Source organism: Streptomyces sp. XY431, assembly GCF_001279805.1.
GTDB classification, from domain to species: domain Bacteria; phylum Actinomycetota; class Actinomycetes; order Streptomycetales; family Streptomycetaceae; genus Kitasatospora; species Kitasatospora purpeofusca.
In genome coordinates this window covers 99,507-114,268 of the sequence record NZ_LGDO01000116.1, presented here as the reverse complement: position 1 = coordinate 114,268, position 14,762 = coordinate 99,507, and the positions used below count along the sequence as shown (strand labels likewise).

At 74.9% G+C, this 14,762-nt stretch carries 13 protein-coding genes; 9 read left to right on the top strand and 4 right to left on the bottom strand.

What is annotated here, in order from left to right; genetic code table 11:
- Positions 1–151: 151 nt before the first annotated feature.
- On the top strand, positions 152–1,159 hold the full coding sequence (locus ADK60_RS15000) for a (2Fe-2S)-binding protein (protein WP_107094609.1): 1,008 nt from the start codon (positions 152–154) through the stop codon (positions 1,157–1,159).
- Positions 1,160–1,383: 224 nt separating this feature from the next.
- Positions 1,384–2,451, top strand: a complete 1,068-nt coding sequence (locus tag ADK60_RS14995; RefSeq protein ID WP_053646356.1) for a DUF2637 domain-containing protein — start codon at positions 1,384–1,386, stop codon at positions 2,449–2,451.
- A 176-nt stretch (positions 2,452–2,627) separates the two neighbouring features.
- Here the strand turns inward: ADK60_RS14995 and ADK60_RS14990 are convergent, their stop codons facing one another.
- Together ADK60_RS14990 and ADK60_RS14985 are read right to left on the bottom strand one after the other, a co-directional pair.
- The gene (locus ADK60_RS14990) at positions 2,628–4,877 is read right to left on the bottom strand and encodes an ATP-binding SpoIIE family protein phosphatase (RefSeq protein ID WP_052708985.1); all 2,250 of its coding nucleotides are present in this window, start codon (positions 4,875–4,877) and stop codon (positions 2,628–2,630) included.
- Between the two features lie 282 nt (positions 4,878–5,159).
- Positions 5,160–5,603: an ATP-binding protein gene (locus ADK60_RS14985; RefSeq protein WP_234325919.1), complete on the bottom strand. Its 444-nt coding sequence runs from the start codon at positions 5,601–5,603 to the stop codon at positions 5,160–5,162.
- A gap of 534 nt (positions 5,604–6,137) precedes the next feature.
- Between ADK60_RS14985 and ureA the strand changes: the two genes are divergently transcribed.
- The 3 genes from ureA to ADK60_RS14970 all read left to right on the top strand — a co-directional run bounded on the left by ureA (position 6,138) and on the right by ADK60_RS14970 (position 9,656).
- Positions 6,138–6,848 (top strand): urease subunit gamma, encoded by a 711-nt coding sequence (ureA, locus tag ADK60_RS14980; protein ID WP_045939407.1) that lies wholly within the window; start codon positions 6,138–6,140, stop codon positions 6,846–6,848.
- Entirely contained in the window at positions 6,845–8,548 is a 1,704-nt protein-coding gene (locus ADK60_RS14975; protein ID WP_053646354.1) for an urease subunit alpha, read from the top strand. Before ureA ends, ADK60_RS14975 begins: the two co-directional genes overlap by 4 nt.
- Before the next feature lie 64 nt (positions 8,549–8,612).
- Positions 8,613–9,656: an agmatine deiminase family protein gene (locus tag ADK60_RS14970; protein WP_053646352.1), complete on the top strand. Its 1,044-nt coding sequence runs from the start codon at positions 8,613–8,615 to the stop codon at positions 9,654–9,656.
- A 20-nt stretch (positions 9,657–9,676) separates the two neighbouring features.
- Here ADK60_RS14970 and ADK60_RS14965 read toward each other — a convergent pair whose 3' ends face one another.
- The gene (locus ADK60_RS14965) at positions 9,677–9,901 is read right to left on the bottom strand and encodes a hypothetical protein (protein ID WP_053646350.1); all 225 of its coding nucleotides are present in this window, start codon (positions 9,899–9,901) and stop codon (positions 9,677–9,679) included.
- 145 nt (positions 9,902–10,046) lie between these two features.
- Between ADK60_RS14965 and ADK60_RS14960 the strand changes: the two genes are divergently transcribed.
- Positions 10,047–10,655: a TetR family transcriptional regulator C-terminal domain-containing protein gene (locus ADK60_RS14960; protein WP_053646349.1), complete on the top strand. Its 609-nt coding sequence runs from the start codon at positions 10,047–10,049 to the stop codon at positions 10,653–10,655.
- Between the two features lie 28 nt (positions 10,656–10,683).
- Here the strand turns inward: ADK60_RS14960 and ADK60_RS14955 are convergent, their stop codons facing one another.
- Positions 10,684–12,324 (bottom strand): PP2C family serine/threonine-protein phosphatase, encoded by a 1,641-nt coding sequence (locus ADK60_RS14955; RefSeq protein ID WP_053646347.1) that lies wholly within the window; start codon positions 12,322–12,324, stop codon positions 10,684–10,686.
- Positions 12,325–12,629: 305 nt separating this feature from the next.
- On the opposite strand from ADK60_RS14955, the gene ADK60_RS14950 reads away from it, so the two are divergent.
- The 3 genes from ADK60_RS14950 to ADK60_RS14940 all read left to right on the top strand — a co-directional run bounded on the left by ADK60_RS14950 (position 12,630) and on the right by ADK60_RS14940 (position 14,712).
- Positions 12,630–13,178 carry a hypothetical protein gene (locus ADK60_RS14950; protein ID WP_159400446.1) on the top strand — a complete coding sequence of 183 codons (549 nt, stop codon included), beginning with the start codon at positions 12,630–12,632 and terminating at the stop codon, positions 13,176–13,178.
- A 134-nt stretch (positions 13,179–13,312) separates the two neighbouring features.
- A complete protein-coding gene (locus ADK60_RS14945) occupies positions 13,313–13,993 on the top strand; it encodes a thioredoxin-like domain-containing protein (RefSeq protein WP_053646343.1) in 681 nt (226 codons plus the stop codon).
- Positions 13,990–14,712 (top strand): DUF305 domain-containing protein, encoded by a 723-nt coding sequence (locus ADK60_RS14940; RefSeq protein ID WP_078896395.1) that lies wholly within the window; start codon positions 13,990–13,992, stop codon positions 14,710–14,712. The genes ADK60_RS14945 and ADK60_RS14940 overlap by 4 nt, the downstream gene beginning before the upstream one ends.
- Positions 14,713–14,762 lie beyond the last annotated feature (50 nt).

Here is a 14,762-nt window from a genome sequence, read left to right as displayed (position 1 = left end):
TCCGCCAGGCCCCGGCCGGCCGGGTCCGGACGTACGGCGCGACGGCGCCACGGCGCGCCCGCCACACCGGGCGCGCCGGCGGCGGGCGGGCCCCGGCCCGGGCGCGGACCGGGCGGTCCGGCGCGGCCCGGTCGACCCGATGGGGCCCACCATGAGCGCGCACAGCACCTGGCCCACCCCCGTGGCGACGGCCGTCGGACGGACCGGTCCCGGCACCGGACCCGCCGGCCCGGCCACTGCCCGCAGCACCGCCACCCTCACCACCACCCATGGCACCGCCACCACCCACGGCACCGCTGCCGCCGGCCCGACCGCGTACCGGCGGCTCGGCCAGGTGCTCCCCGCCCTCCGGGTGCGCTGCGCCCCGCCCCGCAGCGGCCGGGGCTGGCTCGCGGGGGCCGACCTGGTGGCCCGGCCGGCGGCGCTGCGCGAGCTGATCTCGCACGACGCCCGACAGGGCCTGGCCCGCTACGGGCAGCCGCTGCGCCCCGACGTGGCGGCGGGCATCGGGCTGCACCGGTTCGTCTGGCCGGTCGCGCTGCTGTTCACCCTGCCGTGGTTCCTGGAGCGCCGGGTGCCGCTGCTCGCGCCCGGCGACATCGCGGTCCGCCGCCGCACCGGTGAACTGACGGTCCGCCCGGGCGCCTTCCTCTGCCTGCCGGACGATCCGGCGGCCCCGGGCGCAGCCGCCGTCCCCACCGCCGTCCCGCCCATGCCCCCGCCGGGTGCCCGCACGGTCCCCGACGAGGCGGCCCTGGCCGCCGGGCTCCGCTCGGCGCTGGCGGACTTCCTCACCCCGGTGCTGGACGCCTTCCGCCCCGAGGTGCGGCGCGGTCCGCGCACCCTGTGGGCGATGGCCACCGACGCGGTGGTGGAGGGCCTCTGGTACGCCGGGGGCCTGCTCGGCGAGGAGGAGCGCGCCCGGACGGAGCTCGCCGCCCTGTTCGCGCCCGGCGCGGCCGGGGCGTCCGGGCCGCCGGATCCCCGGACCGCCCGCCCGGCGCCGGAGTGCGCGCCCTTCACGCCGGGCGCCGGCTTCACCGGCCCCGCGTCCGGCGGCACCGAACGCTCCGACCGGTGCCGGGCCAGTTGCTGCCTCGTCTACACCGCCCGGGCCGAGGCAATGTGCGCCGGCTGTCCCCGCGTCACGCGGGGTTGACGGAGGTTGACGACGGTGCGGGGCCCCGCCGGGCCACAACCCCCGGAAATGCGGGAATTCCCCATCGATATCTATATGACAATGCGACTTATCCCTCGCCAGAAATCCCTCTCGTCAGCGCATTGACAGCGAATCAGCCATTCTCCGGCCGAGCATCCGTCATGATGGTCCCCGCCATCACGACGCAGGAATTGCGACGCAGGAAAGCGAGGCTGGTCCAGGCGATGAAATTGTCCGACATACCGCTCGGTTGGGCCGTCACCGGCGTTGCCGCGCTGCTGGTCAGCGCGCTCCTGGTGGCCCTGGCCCGGAGCCGGGGATCCGGCGGCGGGACCGCCGCCGATTCCTGGGAGCGATCCGAGGAACGGCGCCGCCGCAAGGAGTCCCTGTACGGCGGGGCCTCGTACACCCTGCTGTTCTGCTGCGCGGCCGTCGCGGCCGCACTCTCCTTCCACGGTCTGGTCGGGTTCGGGGTGCAGAACCTCAACCTGTCCGGCGGCTGGGAGTACCTGGTGCCGTTCGGCCTGGACGGGGCGGCGATGTTCTGCTCCGTGCTCGCCGTGCGCGAGGCCAGCCACGGCGACGCCGCACTCGGCTCCCGGCTGCTGGTCTGGCTGTTCGCCGGCGCCTCGGCCTGGTTCAACTGGGTGCACGCCCCGCGCGGTTTCGGCCACGCCGGCGCGCCGCAGTTCTTCGCGGGGATGTCGCTCTCGGCCGCCGTGCTGTTCGACCGGGCCCTCAAGCAGACCCGCCGGGCCGCGCTGCGCGAACAGGGCCTGGTCCCCCGTCCGCTGCCGCAGATCCGGATCGTCCGCTGGCTGCGCGCCCCCCGCGAGACCTACGCGGCCTGGTCGCTGATGCTGCTGGAGGGCGTGCGGAGCCTGGAGGAGGCGGTCGACGAGGTCCGCGAGGACAAGCGCGAGAACGCCAGGGAGAAGGAGCGCCGCAAACTCGCGGGGCGCCGCGAGCGGGCCGAGATCAGGGCCATCAACCGCACCCACAGCGTCTGGCGCCCGCGCGGCGGCGGGTCCGGGTCGTCCTCCCGGCAGCTGGAGCCCGGCCCGGAGTCCGCCATAGCGGGCGGCCCGGGCGGCCCCGGCAGCGCCGACCGGCCCGCGGTCGAGGCGTCGGGACGGGCCGAGGCCGTGGAGGGAGCGGTGGCACAGGCGGGCCTGCCGGCCCGTCCCGAACGGCGCACCGTCGACCTCACGCCCGACGACGACACCGTGGCACTGCCCCGGCTGGACTCGCTGGAGCGCAAGCTGAAGGACCTCGAGCAGCAGTTCGGCTGAGGCCGAGGCCCGCACCGAGGCCGACAGTGAGGCCGACACCGAAGCCGACACCGAGGCCGCCGCAGGGCCCCCGGGCAGTACTCCCCGGGGGCCGCGCTCCCCGACGTCGCACCCCGGACGTCGCACCCCGGGCGTCGCACCCCGGGCGTCGCACCCCGGGCGTCACTCCCCCGACGTCACTCGGCCGGCGTCACCGTGAGCTCGAACCACATCCGCTTGCCCGACCCCCGGGGCTCCACGCCCCAGCCGTCGGCCAGCGCCTCGACCAGCATCAGCCCGCGCCCGGAGGAAGCCTGCTCCCCCGGCGTGCGGCGGGTCGGCCAGAGGTCCGACTCGTCCTCCACCTCGACCCGCAGCCGGGCCCGGCCGCCGTCCGCGGCCGGCTCCCGGTAGAGCCGGGCGGTGAACATCGCGTCCCGGTCGGTGTGCCGGATCGCGTTGGTGACCAGCTCGGAGGAGAGCAGCTCGGCGGTGTCGATCAGGTCGGCGACCCCCCAGCGGCGCAGCGCGTCCCGCAGCTCCGCCCGGACCTCCGCGATCCGGGCCAGGTCGGCCTGCCCGATCCGGCGGCGCAGCTGCTGGGCGGCCAGGCCGCCCTCGGGGCCGTCCCAGCGCAACAGCAGCAGCGCTATGTCGTCCTCGCGCTCGCTGGAGTCGGCGGCCTGCGAGGCGATCCGGTCGGCCAGCTCCTCCAGCGGGTCGCGGCCGGTCCGGGTGGCGTCCGCGAGCGGCTCGGCGAGCACCGAGGTCAGCCGCGCGATGCCCTCGTCGAGGTCCATGTCGCGCGCCTCGACCAGGCCGTCGGTACAGAGCAGCACCGTCTCGCCCGGGTCCAGGCTGAACCGGGTGACCCGGTACTCCTCGTCGGGGGCGATGCCGAGCGGGAGCCCGCCGGCCACCGGGACGCTGCTCGCGGTGCCGTCGGCGCGCCGCACCACCGGGTCGAGGTGGCCGGCCCGGACCGCGTACACGACGCCGTAGTCGACGTTCACCTCGGCATAGGTGCAGGTGGCGAAGTGGTCGGTGTCCAGGTCGGCGAGGAAGCGGGAGGCCCGGGCCATCACGGCGGCGGGCGGGTGGCCCTCGGCGGCGTAGGCGCGCAGGGCGATCCGCAGCTGGCCCATGATCCCGGCGGCGTGCACGTCGTGGCCCTGGACGTCGCCGATCACCAGGCCGACGTGCCCGCCGGGCAGCGGCACCACGTCGTACCAGTCGCCGCCGATCTGGAGCCCGGAGCCGGCCGCGAGGTAGCGGACGGCGGTGGTGACCCCGGGTACGGAGGGCACGGTGCGCGGCAGCATGACCCGCTGCAGGCCGGCCGCCAGCTCGTGCTCGGCGTCGTGCAGCCGGGCCCTGGCCAGGGACTGGGCGACCAGGCCGCCGAGGGTGGAGAGCAGGGTGCGCTCGTCGGCGTCCAGCTGGCGGTCGTCGTCGAAGCTGACCACGCAGACGCCGATCGCCCGGCCGCTGGCGACCAGCGGCAGGAACGCCCAGGAGCTGCGGCTGGTGCGGCGGGCCTGCTCCCAGACGTCCGGGTAGCGCTCGCGGTACTCCTCGCGGCTGGCGCAGAACACCGGGGCGCGGCCCCGCAGCGCCTCGGCGGCGGGGTGGCTCGGCGGCAGCACCGAGCGGTCGTAGCCGGCCAGCTCCTCGGGCCGGTAGCCGGAGGCGCCGATGATCTGCACCCGGCCGGCCTCGAAGGAGGCCAGGACGAGGCCGTCCGGCGGCAGGCCGGGCAGCGGCAGCTCGGTGAAGACCCGGGCCACGTCGCGCACGGTGACCGCCTCCGAGAGCGCCCGGGCGGCCTCCTTGATGAAGCGGGAGCGCTCCTCGCGCAGCAGGGCGAGCCGGTCGGCGCGGTCGCGCTTGTGCAGCTCGACGGTGGCGTCCCAGACGAAGCCGACCATCCGGGAGGCCCGGCCGAAGGCGTCGGCGAGCACCCGGCCGCGGAAGCGGACGGCGCGCGTGGTGCCGTGCGGGCCGACCGTCCGGTAGTAGGCGCCGCACTGGCCGAGCTCGGCGACCGCGCGCTCGACCCGGCGGCGCACCACCGGGGCGTCCTCGGGGTGCAGCAGGGCCAGGAAGGAGGCGGAGCTGCGGTCGAAGCGGCCCTTCTCGGCGGAGTCCAGGCCGACGATGGTGCAGGCCCGCTGGTCACCCTCGAGGATGTCGCGGCGGATGTCCCAGTCGAAGGAGCCGATGCCGTTGGCCGCCATCGCCGGCTCCAGCCAGTCCGGCGTGGAGTCGCCCGGGGAGATCGGCAGGCCGCCGGAGAGCATCGGCGCGAGCCGGCCGGCGGCGAGGCCGGGGGCGGTGCGCAGCGCGTGCCGCCGGGCCGCCTGTGCGGGGGGCCTGGCCCGTCCGGAGCCGGTCGTGGGCGGACCGGACGGGAGGGCCGGCCCCGGTGACTCGGGCTCTGTGGGCATGCTGCTCCTGCCGCTGCCGTGGCGGACCGCGCCGACCGTCCGGACGGGCCGCGTGGCGGTGTGATGGGTGGTGCTCGACGGTCGCGCGCCGACGGGCGGTCATCGGTCGAGACGGTAGGAGTTTCCCGCCGCTTCTCGCTCGTGGGCACACATTCCCACCATCCTGGCCAATGTTCGGCCGAGCGGCAATGGCAACGGGCCGGAAATCTTGCCGCTCACCTTCACTTACGGGCATCGTTCGGTCGCGAACAGTGCTCGTGCGACAAACGGTGGGCCCGGAAGTCAGAGTTCGGCGGTGGCGAGTTCGAACCAGGTGACCTTGCCGTCGCCGCGCAGTTGCACGCCCCAGGAGTCGGCGAGTGCCTCGACCAGCATCAGCCCCCGGCCGGAGGTGGCGTACTCCGCTTCCGGGTCGCGCCGGCGGCCGGGGAGTCCGGCCTCGCCGTCCTGGACCTCGATCCGCAGCCGCTGGTCGCCGGTGAGCACCGCGTCGAAGACCGCGCCCCGGCCGGTGTGCTGCAGCGCGTTGGTGACCAGCTCGGAGGTGAGCAGCTCGGCCGTGTCGGCCAGCTCGGGCACGCCCCAGTGGCCGAGCGCGGCGCGCAGCCGGTGGCGGACCGCGCCGACGGCGACCAGGTCGGCGGCCTCCAGTGCCAGGTGGAGCCGGCGGTTCAGCGCGCACCCCGGTGCCGGTACGCCCGGCCGGGCGACGCCCGCCGCGCCCACGGCGCCCGATGTGGCCGCCGGAGCGCCCTGGCCGGTTCCGGTGATCCGGAAGGCGCCCCCCGAACTCGTCCGCTGCCGCGGGAATCGCGACTGACCGTCCATCACCCCTGCCCCCACCCTCGCTCCGGGCCTCCGATCCGGGCCCCCGCCGGTCGGTCGACCCCTTTGGTACTGACCAATCATCGTCATGCCCACCTTTCGGCATTTGGAACAGTGCGCGGGCGATCACCTGGGGTGAAAGGGGCACGAGGCGGTTCGCGTGATCCAGCCGCCCCCGCCGGACAGGTTTGCGAAGCGTACGGGCGGCTTCCGGACCCCGGACGGGTTCCGGGGGCCGGTGCGAGCCCCGTCGCGGGCGGGTTCCTGGGGCCGGAGCGAGCCCCGCCCCGGGGCGACCGGACGCGTCCCGTGTGCCGAACGGCGCGCGAGCGGCAAGGCTGGACAGGGCGGACGGCTCCGGGTTCAATGGCCGGAGGTGTTTGAACGCCGTTCTAAAAGCCCTCACCCTCTCCTGGCGACCGCGAGCGAGGAACCGTGCGACTGACCCCCACCGAGCGGGACCGGCTGCTGATCTTCACAGCAGCCGAGCTGGCCCGCGCCCGCCGCGCCCGAGGCGTGCGGCTCAACATCCCCGAGGCGACCGCGCTCATCGCCGACGCCGTCTGCGAGGCCGCCCGCGACGGCCGGCGCCTCGCCGAGGCCGTCGAGGCCGGCCGCTCCGTGCTCACCGCCGCCGACGTGCTGCCCGGTGTGCCCGACGTGGTCACCGTGGTCCAGGTCGAGGCGGTCTTCGACGACGGCACCCGCCTGGCCGTGGTCGACGACCCGTTCCGCGGCGCCGGCTCGCTCGGCGAGGACGCACCCGGCGGCGCCCTGCCCGGCGACGGCGCCGGCTACGACCCGGTCGAGGAGACCGTCGTCCTCCCCGTCCACAACACCTCCGGCGTCCCGATCTCCGTCACCTCGCACTTCCACTTCTTCGAGGCCAACCCCCGACTGGCCTTCGACCGCGCCGCCGCCTACGGCACCCACCTCGCGGTCCCGGCCGGCTCCTCGGTGCGCTTCGACCCGGGCAGCACCGTCGAGGTCGGCCTGGTCCCGATCGGCGGCGCACGGGTCGCGATCGGCTTCGCCGGCCTGGTCGACGGCCCGCTCGACGCCCCCGGCGCCAAGGAGTCCGCCCTCGCCAAGGCACGCGCCACCGGCTACCTCACCGGCTTCGACGACGCGGAGGTGGAGTCATGACGTCCATCACCCCGCACGACTACATCTCCGTCCACGGCCCGCGCGCCGGGGACCGGATCCGGCTCGGCGACTCCGGTCTTGTCGTCCGGGTCGAGTCGGACTCCCAGCGGCCGGGCGACGAGTTCCTGGCCGGATTCGGCAAGACCGCCCGCGACGGCCTGCACCTCAAGCCCGCCGCCGTCCGCGACACCTGTGACGTGGTGATCAGCAATGTGCTGGTGATCGACGCCGTCCAGGGCGTCCGCAAGACCTCGATCGGCCTCGTCGGCGGCCGGATCGCCTCGATCGGCCGGGCCGGGAACCCCGACACCCTGGACGGCGTGGACGTGGTGGTCGGCACCGGCACCACGATCGTGTCCGGCGAGGGCCTGATCGCCACCGCCGGTGCCGTCGACACCCATGTCCACCTGCTCTCGCCGCGGATCATGGAGGCCTCGCTCGCCTCCGGCGTCACCACGATCATCGGCCAGGAGTTCGGCCCGGTCTGGGGCGTCGGCGTCAACTCGCCCTGGGCGCTGCGGCACGCCTTCAACGCCTTCGACGCCTGGCCGGTCAACATCGGCTTCCTCGGCCGCGGCTCCTCCTCCGACGAGGCCCCGCTGGTCGAGGCCCTCGTCGAGGGCGGCGCGTCCGGCTTCAAGGTGCACGAGGACATGGGCGCGCACACCCGCGCCCTGGACACCGCGCTGCGGGTGGCCGAGGAGTACGACGTCCAGGTCGCCCTGCACACCGACGGCCTCAACGAGTGCCTGTCCGTCGAGGACACCCTCAGGGTGCTGGACGGCCGGACCATCCACGCCTTCCACATCGAGGGCTGCGGCGGCGGCCATGTGCCCAATGTGCTGAAGATGGCGGGCGTGCCGAACGTCATCGGCTCCTCCACCAACCCCACCCTGCCCTTCGGCCGGGACGCCCTGGGCGAGCACTTCGGCATGATCGTCTCCGCCCACGACCTCAAGACCGACCTGCCCGGCGACGCCGCGATGGCCCGCGACCGGATCCGCGCCGGCACCATGGGCGCCGAGGACGTGCTGCACGACCTGGGCGTCATCGGCATCACCTCCTCCGACGCCCAGGGCATGGGCCGGGCCGGCGAGACCGTGCGCCGCACCTTCGCCCTGGCCGGGAAGATGAAGGCCGAACTCGGCCCGATGGAGGGCGACGGACCCGACGACGACAACCAGCGGGTGCTGCGCTACATCGCCAAGCTGACCATCAACCCGGCCGTCGCCCACGGCCTCGCGCACGAGGTCGGCTCGATCGAGACCGGCAAGCTCGCCGACATCGTGCTGTGGCGCCCCGACCACTTCGGCGCCAAGCCGCAGCTGGTCCTCAAGGCCGGCTTCCCCGCCTACGGCGTGGTCGGCGACCCCAACGCCTCCACCGACCGCTGCGAACCCCTCGTCCTGGGACCGCAGTTCGGCGCCCACGGCGCCACCGCCGCCGACCTCTCGGTCGCCTTCGTGGCCCGGGCGGCCGCCGACGGCGCCTACCTCGACCGCGCCGCCGACGGCCTGCCCACCCGGCGCCGCCGGGTCGGCGTCCGCAACACCCGCGGCATCGGCCCGCGCGACATGGTGCGCAACGCCCGCACCGGGCAGGTCGAGGTCACGGAGACCGGCCTGGTCTCGCTCGACGGCGACCCGCTGCGCTCCGAACCGGCCGAGAGCGTCTCGCTCAGCCGCCTCTACTTCCTCTGACCCGCACCTCCTCCGACCGCACTTTCCACGCCCTCACCCACCCGTTCCACCGAAGGACCTCGCGATGACCACCCCCGCCCCCGCCTCGCTCGGCTACCGGATGCCCGCCGAGTGGCATCCGCACGACCGGACCTGGATGGCCTTCCCCACCACCAACCCGACCTTCGACACCCCGGAGAACCTGCACACCGGCCGCGAGGCCTGGGCCGCGGTCGCCAACACGATCGTCCGGTACGAGCCGGTCACCCTGGTGGTCAACACCGGTGAGACCGAGGAGGCCCGCAAGTACGTCTCCGAGCAGGTCGAGATCGTCGAGCGCCCGCTGGACGACGCCTGGATGCGCGACATCGGCCCGTCCTTCCTGATCGACGGCAAGGGCGGCCTGGCCGCCACCGACTGGATCTTCAACGGCTGGGGCGCCCAGGGCTGGGCCCGCTGGGACAAGGACCAGCACATCGCCGAGCACATCACCGGGCTGACCGGCGTCCGCCGCTTCGCCTCCCGGCTGATCAACGAGGGCGGCGGCATCCACGTCGACGGCGAGGGCACCGTGCTCGTCACCGACACCGTCCAGCTCGGCGAGGGCCGGAACTCCGACTGGACCCGCGAGGAGGTCGAGGCCGAGCTGCACGCCTTCCTCGGCACCACCAAGGCGATCTGGCTGCCGCGCGGACTCACCCGCGACTACGACGAGTTCGGCACCCGCGGCCACATCGACATCGTCGCCTCCTTCGTCCGCCCCGGCGTCGTCGTCGCCCACGTCCAGCCGGACCCGGCCCACCCCGACCACGCGGTGTGCCAGGAACTGGTGGCGATCCTCCGGGCCTCCACCGACGCCCAGGGCCGCCCGCTGGAGGTCCTCGAACTCCCCGCCCCCACCGTCCTGCTGGACGAGGACGGCGAGCCGGTCGACTACTCCTACATCAACCACTACGTCGCCAACGGCGCCGTGGTGCTGTGCGCCTTCGACGACCCGCGCGACCAGGAGGCCGCCGCGATCCTCGCCGAGGCCTACCCCGGCCGCACGGTCGAACTGGTCGACGCCCGCGAGATCTTCGCCAACGGCGGCGGCATCCACTGCATCACTCAGCAGCAGCCGAAGGCCTGATCCGGCCGGGCGCCGGGGCGCTACCGGTGGTACCTCCCCAGGTCGTCGGTGGTGAGTCCGTGGGTGCTGTGCATCGCGATCGAGCTGCAGGAGGAGCGGAGGGCCCGTAGCTGGGCCAGCCGCTCCTGCTCGGCCAGCAGCCCGTCGAGGTTCTCGGTCGGGCCGCTGCGGCGCCGGTGCAGGAACACCGCCAGACCGGCCACCAGGGCGGCGAAGCCGGCGAACAGGAGGATCAGTGCGACCATCGGGCCACCTCCTCGGATCGGGAACGTCCCGATCGGTACGTACCCAAAGGAGTGGGAGGTCGAACCGGCCGACCTCCCGCTCCGTGGCCCGCCGGACACGGTCGGTATCGTGAAACCCCTACCGAACCCCGGAGGAACAGCACCGATGGCCGACGCCCGCCCGCGCCGACCGGCCCGCCCGCGCGAGGAGGTCTTCGCCACCGCCCGCGCCGCGATCGCCGAGCACGGGCTCGCCAAACTCACCATGGCCGGCCTCGGCAAGCAGCTCCGGATGAGTGCCGGCCACCTGCTCTACTACTTCGGCAGCAAGGACCAGCTGCTGCTGGAGACCCTCCGCTGGAGCGAGGAGCAGCTCGGCGCCCGCCGACGGGAGATGCTCGCCGACGGCGCCCGCGACGTCCGGGGGCGGCTGGACGAGTACACCGCGCTGTACCTGCCGGAGGGCCCCGGGGACCCGCGCTGGATCCTCTGGGTCGAGGTGTGGGGCCGGTCCCCCGCCAGCGAGGAGCTGCGGCAGGGGCAGCTGGAGATCGAGGGCCCCTGGCAGGCCGACCTGGTCGCCCTGATCGAGGAGGGCACCGCCGCCGCCCGCTTCGCCCCCGGGGACGCCACCGAGCGCGCGATCCAGATCCGCGCCCTGCTCGACGGCCTCGCCGTCCCGCTCGCCCTGGGCCTGCCCGGCGCCGACCGCTCCCGCGCCCACCGCCTCGCCGGCACCGCCTGCGCCTCCCTGCTCGGCCCCGCCGCGGCCTGACCCCTCCGGCCCGCCCCCCGCGGAGGGATCACTCGGTCCAGATCGCGGCGGCGGTCCGGTCGTCGGTGTAGCCCTTGGCGCGGACCTGGACCTGGCGGAGGAAGTCCACGGTGCCCGGCGGGTGCGGGTGCGCCCAGTGCGAGGCCAGGAAGTGCGCGACGGCGGGCTCGTCCGCGACCGGACGGGCCAGCCCCGGGGTGCAGAGCAGCAGAATGTCCCCCGGGGTCGCCGGGACCATCCGGAAGCGGAACGGGCGCGGGCCCGGCACCGGGGACTCCGGCACCGGCGGCTGGCCGTCGGGGTGGTGCAGCAGCCGGGCCGCGTAGGCGTCGATCCAGTGGCCGGAGCGCAGCAGGTACAGCCCGCCCGGGCCGACCCCGAACGCCGCCCGGTACCCGGCCTCCGGGTCCAGCGAGGCCAGCAGGCAGTGCAGCGAGGCGGGGGACGGCTCGTCCTCCCCGTCCGCCGCCCGGTCCGCCGCGCCGTCCGCCGCACCGACCGGGGCCAGTGCGCGGAGCGGAGCGACGGCGCTGAGCGCGAGCCGCTGGAGGCCGTAGCGGAGGCGGTCGCGGGCGCCGTCGCGGAGGTCCGCGGCGAGGCCCTCGCGGCTGCGGCCGACCGCGCCCGCGAGCTGGCGGCAGGCCTCGGCGCTCGCGGTGGCGACCAGTTCGGCGGCCGGGCCGGAGTGGTCGAACCCGCCGAGCACCGCGAGCAGCAGCCCGTCCGCGCCCTCGCCGAACCGGGTGACCAGCAGCGAGTCCCGCCGGGGCTCGCCCCGGTAGCGGGCGGAGTCGCCGCGCACGGAGGCCGCCCGCAGGGTGGTGGCGGCGTACTGGGCCCCCTCCAGCACGGTGTCGGCGACGATGCCGCCCAGCGCACCGGGGTCGGCCTCGGGGACGGCGGTCGGCTCGGGGCCGTACGTGGGCGGGCGTTCGCCGACGTGCGGCACGGGCGGCGCGGAACCGGCCCGTCCGGGGCGGGGGTCCGGCCGCGGGGCGGGCGGCTCGGGTGCGGACTCGGGTGCGGGTGCGGACTCGGGTGCGGGTGCGGACTCGGGTGCGGGTGCGGACTCGGGTGCGGGTTCAGAGGCTTCGGGCTCGGGCTGGGGCTCGGGCGCAGCAACCGCTTCGGCCGCCGGCTCCGGCTCCGGCTCCGGAACTTGCTCCGCCTCCGAGGCGGTCACGGAATCGGGCTCGGCCCGGGGCTCGGGCACCCGGGGAGCCGGTTCGGCGGCCGCGTCCACGGCCTCCGGCAGCTCGGCCGAGGCCGCCGACCCCGCGTCCGCCCAGGCGGGAGCGGGAAAGCGGCGGGTGTCGTCGGCGCCCGGAGCCTCGTCCGCCGGGCGCTGCGGAGCGATCACGCCGACGGCGGTGTCGAACCAGTCGTCGATGCTGTCCCGTTCCAGCACCTCCTGGTCGGCCCGCACCGCCTCGGGCTCCCCGGGCTCCCCGGACTCCCCGGGCTCCGCAGGCCCTGCGGGCCCCCCGTCCGCGCCCCGCTGCTGCCCGATGAGTCCCGCCGCCGTCTCGAACCAGTCGTCGACACTGCCCTCCCCCGGTCCGGCGTCCGGGGTGTCGGGGAGGGTGCCGGCCGGGCCCGCGTAGACCGTGTCCCACCAGCCGTCGCCCGGCCGGAGCTGCTGCTGCGCGGGTGCACCCTGTTCGGTCATCTGGCGGCTCCTGATCGCTGCTGCTCGTTGCTCGTTGCTCGCTGCTTCGTGCGCCGCCCCCGGGCGGGCCGGGCTCGACGTCATTGTCCCCAAGTGCAACGACGCTGTCCGGGTTTCGGCGACAACCACGCACACATCGGCCGATACCGATCACCGGGTTCGACGCCCGTTTCGCTTCCGTTCCTCCCGCAGTCGCCCGAACCGCCCGGACCAGGGTGTTTCCGGGGTATTCAGGCGGCTCCGCGCCCGAAAATGAGAACCGGGGAGGGGGCTCGCTTCACTCGTTCGGCTGATTAAATGTGCGCATGACCGCGTCGGCCCCCAGCACACCCCGGCCGGGGAGGGCCGCTCTCGCGGTCCGCCCGGTGGGCGTGCTGTGGATCCTGCTGCTGGTCGGGCTGCTGACGGCGCTCCCGTGCGCGGCACACGCCAAGGCGGCCACGGCCGAACGGTCCGGCTTCCCGGTGACCGTCCCGGCCGACCCCCCGGTGGGCCCGCCGACCGGACTCGTCGCCGTTCCCCGGGCCGACGCACCCCCGCACCTCCTCGGCACCGCCGCCACCGGTCCGGCCACCGCGCCGCAGACCCTCGGCGACCGCCTCCGCGCGGAGAGCCACCGGCACTGGACCTGGTGCTCGGTCGACGGCGACCCGCCGCACCGCAACAACGGCTGCTCCAGCCACCCGTACTGCGCCCAGGACGCCCAGCTCCCCAACCCGCCGCCGCACCAGCAACCCGCCGCGGCACCCCGGCCGGAGACCGCCGAGGTGCTGCCCCGGGTGGTGCCCGCCGGACTGCTGGTCGGGCCGCACCCCGTGCCCGACCTGCACAAACTCCAAGTGCACCGGTCCTGAGCGGAACCCGCCGCCGGCCCCGACCCTCCCCCGCCGCCCAACACGCGCCGGGCGGGCGGGACCGACGGATCCGCCCCCTCCCACCACCTCTTCAGACCGCCGTGCCCGATGCGCGGTGGGGACAAGGACACTTCATGGGTTCCGCCTCCAAGCAGTCGAACAAGGCTCAGGGCAACAAGCCGAGCGCCAAGCAGACGAGCACCGACCGCCGCGCCCGGATCGCCGAGCTGCGCGCCGCCGAGCAGCGCCGCGACCGCCGCAACAAGATCCTCGCGAGCTCGGTCGCCGGTGTCCTGGTGATCGCCGCGATAGCCACCGGCACCTGGATCGTGGTCGACGCCAACAAGGACAAGAAGGACAAGGCCGCCGCTGCCGCCGCCCCGATCGACGGCGTCCAGACCTTCGGCGACCTGAGCCGCAACCACGTCAAGGAGAAGGTCACCTACCCGCAGACCCCGCCGGTCGGCGGTGACCACAACGCGGTCTGGCTGGACTGCATGGGCACCGTCTACGACCAGCCGGTCGAGAACGAGCGGGCCGTCCACTCGCTGGAGCACGGCGCGGTCTGGGTGACCTACAACAGCAAGGCCACCCCCGACGACATCAAGGCCCTCTCCGACAAGGTGAAGGCCACCCCGTACTCGCTGATGAGCCCGTACCCGGACGAGAAGGGCACCATCACCCTGAACGCCTGGTCGACCCAGCTGGTCGTGGACAGCGCCAGTGACCCCCGGGTGAGCCAGTTCTTCACCAAGTACGTCCAGGGCAAGCAGACCCAGGAGCCGGGCGCCTCCTGCTCGATGGGGCAGATGTGACCGCCGCCGAAGCGGGCGAGCACGAGGACGCCGTCCCGGAGGACGCCCCGGCGCCCTCGCGGCGACGGGTCTGGTGGCCGGCCGCGCTGGCCGCCGCGCTCGCCCTCGCGCTCGGGGTACCGGCCCTGGTGGCGGGCGGGACCTCGGCCTCCGGCACCTCCTCCTCGCTCAGCGTGCCGGCGGACGACTCCCCGGAGGCCGGGTTCGCCCGCGACATGGCGACCCACCACCAGCAGGCGGTGGACCTGTCGTTCATCGTCCGGGACCGGACCACGGACGAGCCCACCCGCACGCTGGCCTTCGACATCATCAACACCCAGGCCAACCAGCGCGGCATGATGATGGGCTGGCTCGACCAGTGGGGGCTCACCCAGCACTCCCCGGCCAAGCCGATGGCCTGGATGGCGATGGGCGGGCACGGGCACGGCGCCGACTACCAGGCGCACGACGGTTCGCTGATGCCCGGCATGGCCACCACCACCCAGCTCGCCAAGCTCCGCTCGCTGAGCGGGCGGGAGGCCGAGGTGTTCTACCTGCAGCTGATGCTGGAGCACCACAAGGGCGGGGTGGAGATGGCCCAGGGCTATGTCGACATGGCGCACAACGAGTCGGAGAAGCGGCTCGCGCAGTCGATGGTGATCGGCCAGACCTCGGAGATCGGCCTGATCACCGACATGCTCAAGGATCGCGGCGCCGCCCCGGGCGTGCCCGCCTCCTGAGCCGCCCCGGCGGTAGGGCACGACCGAACGACCCGCACCACGGCACAGCA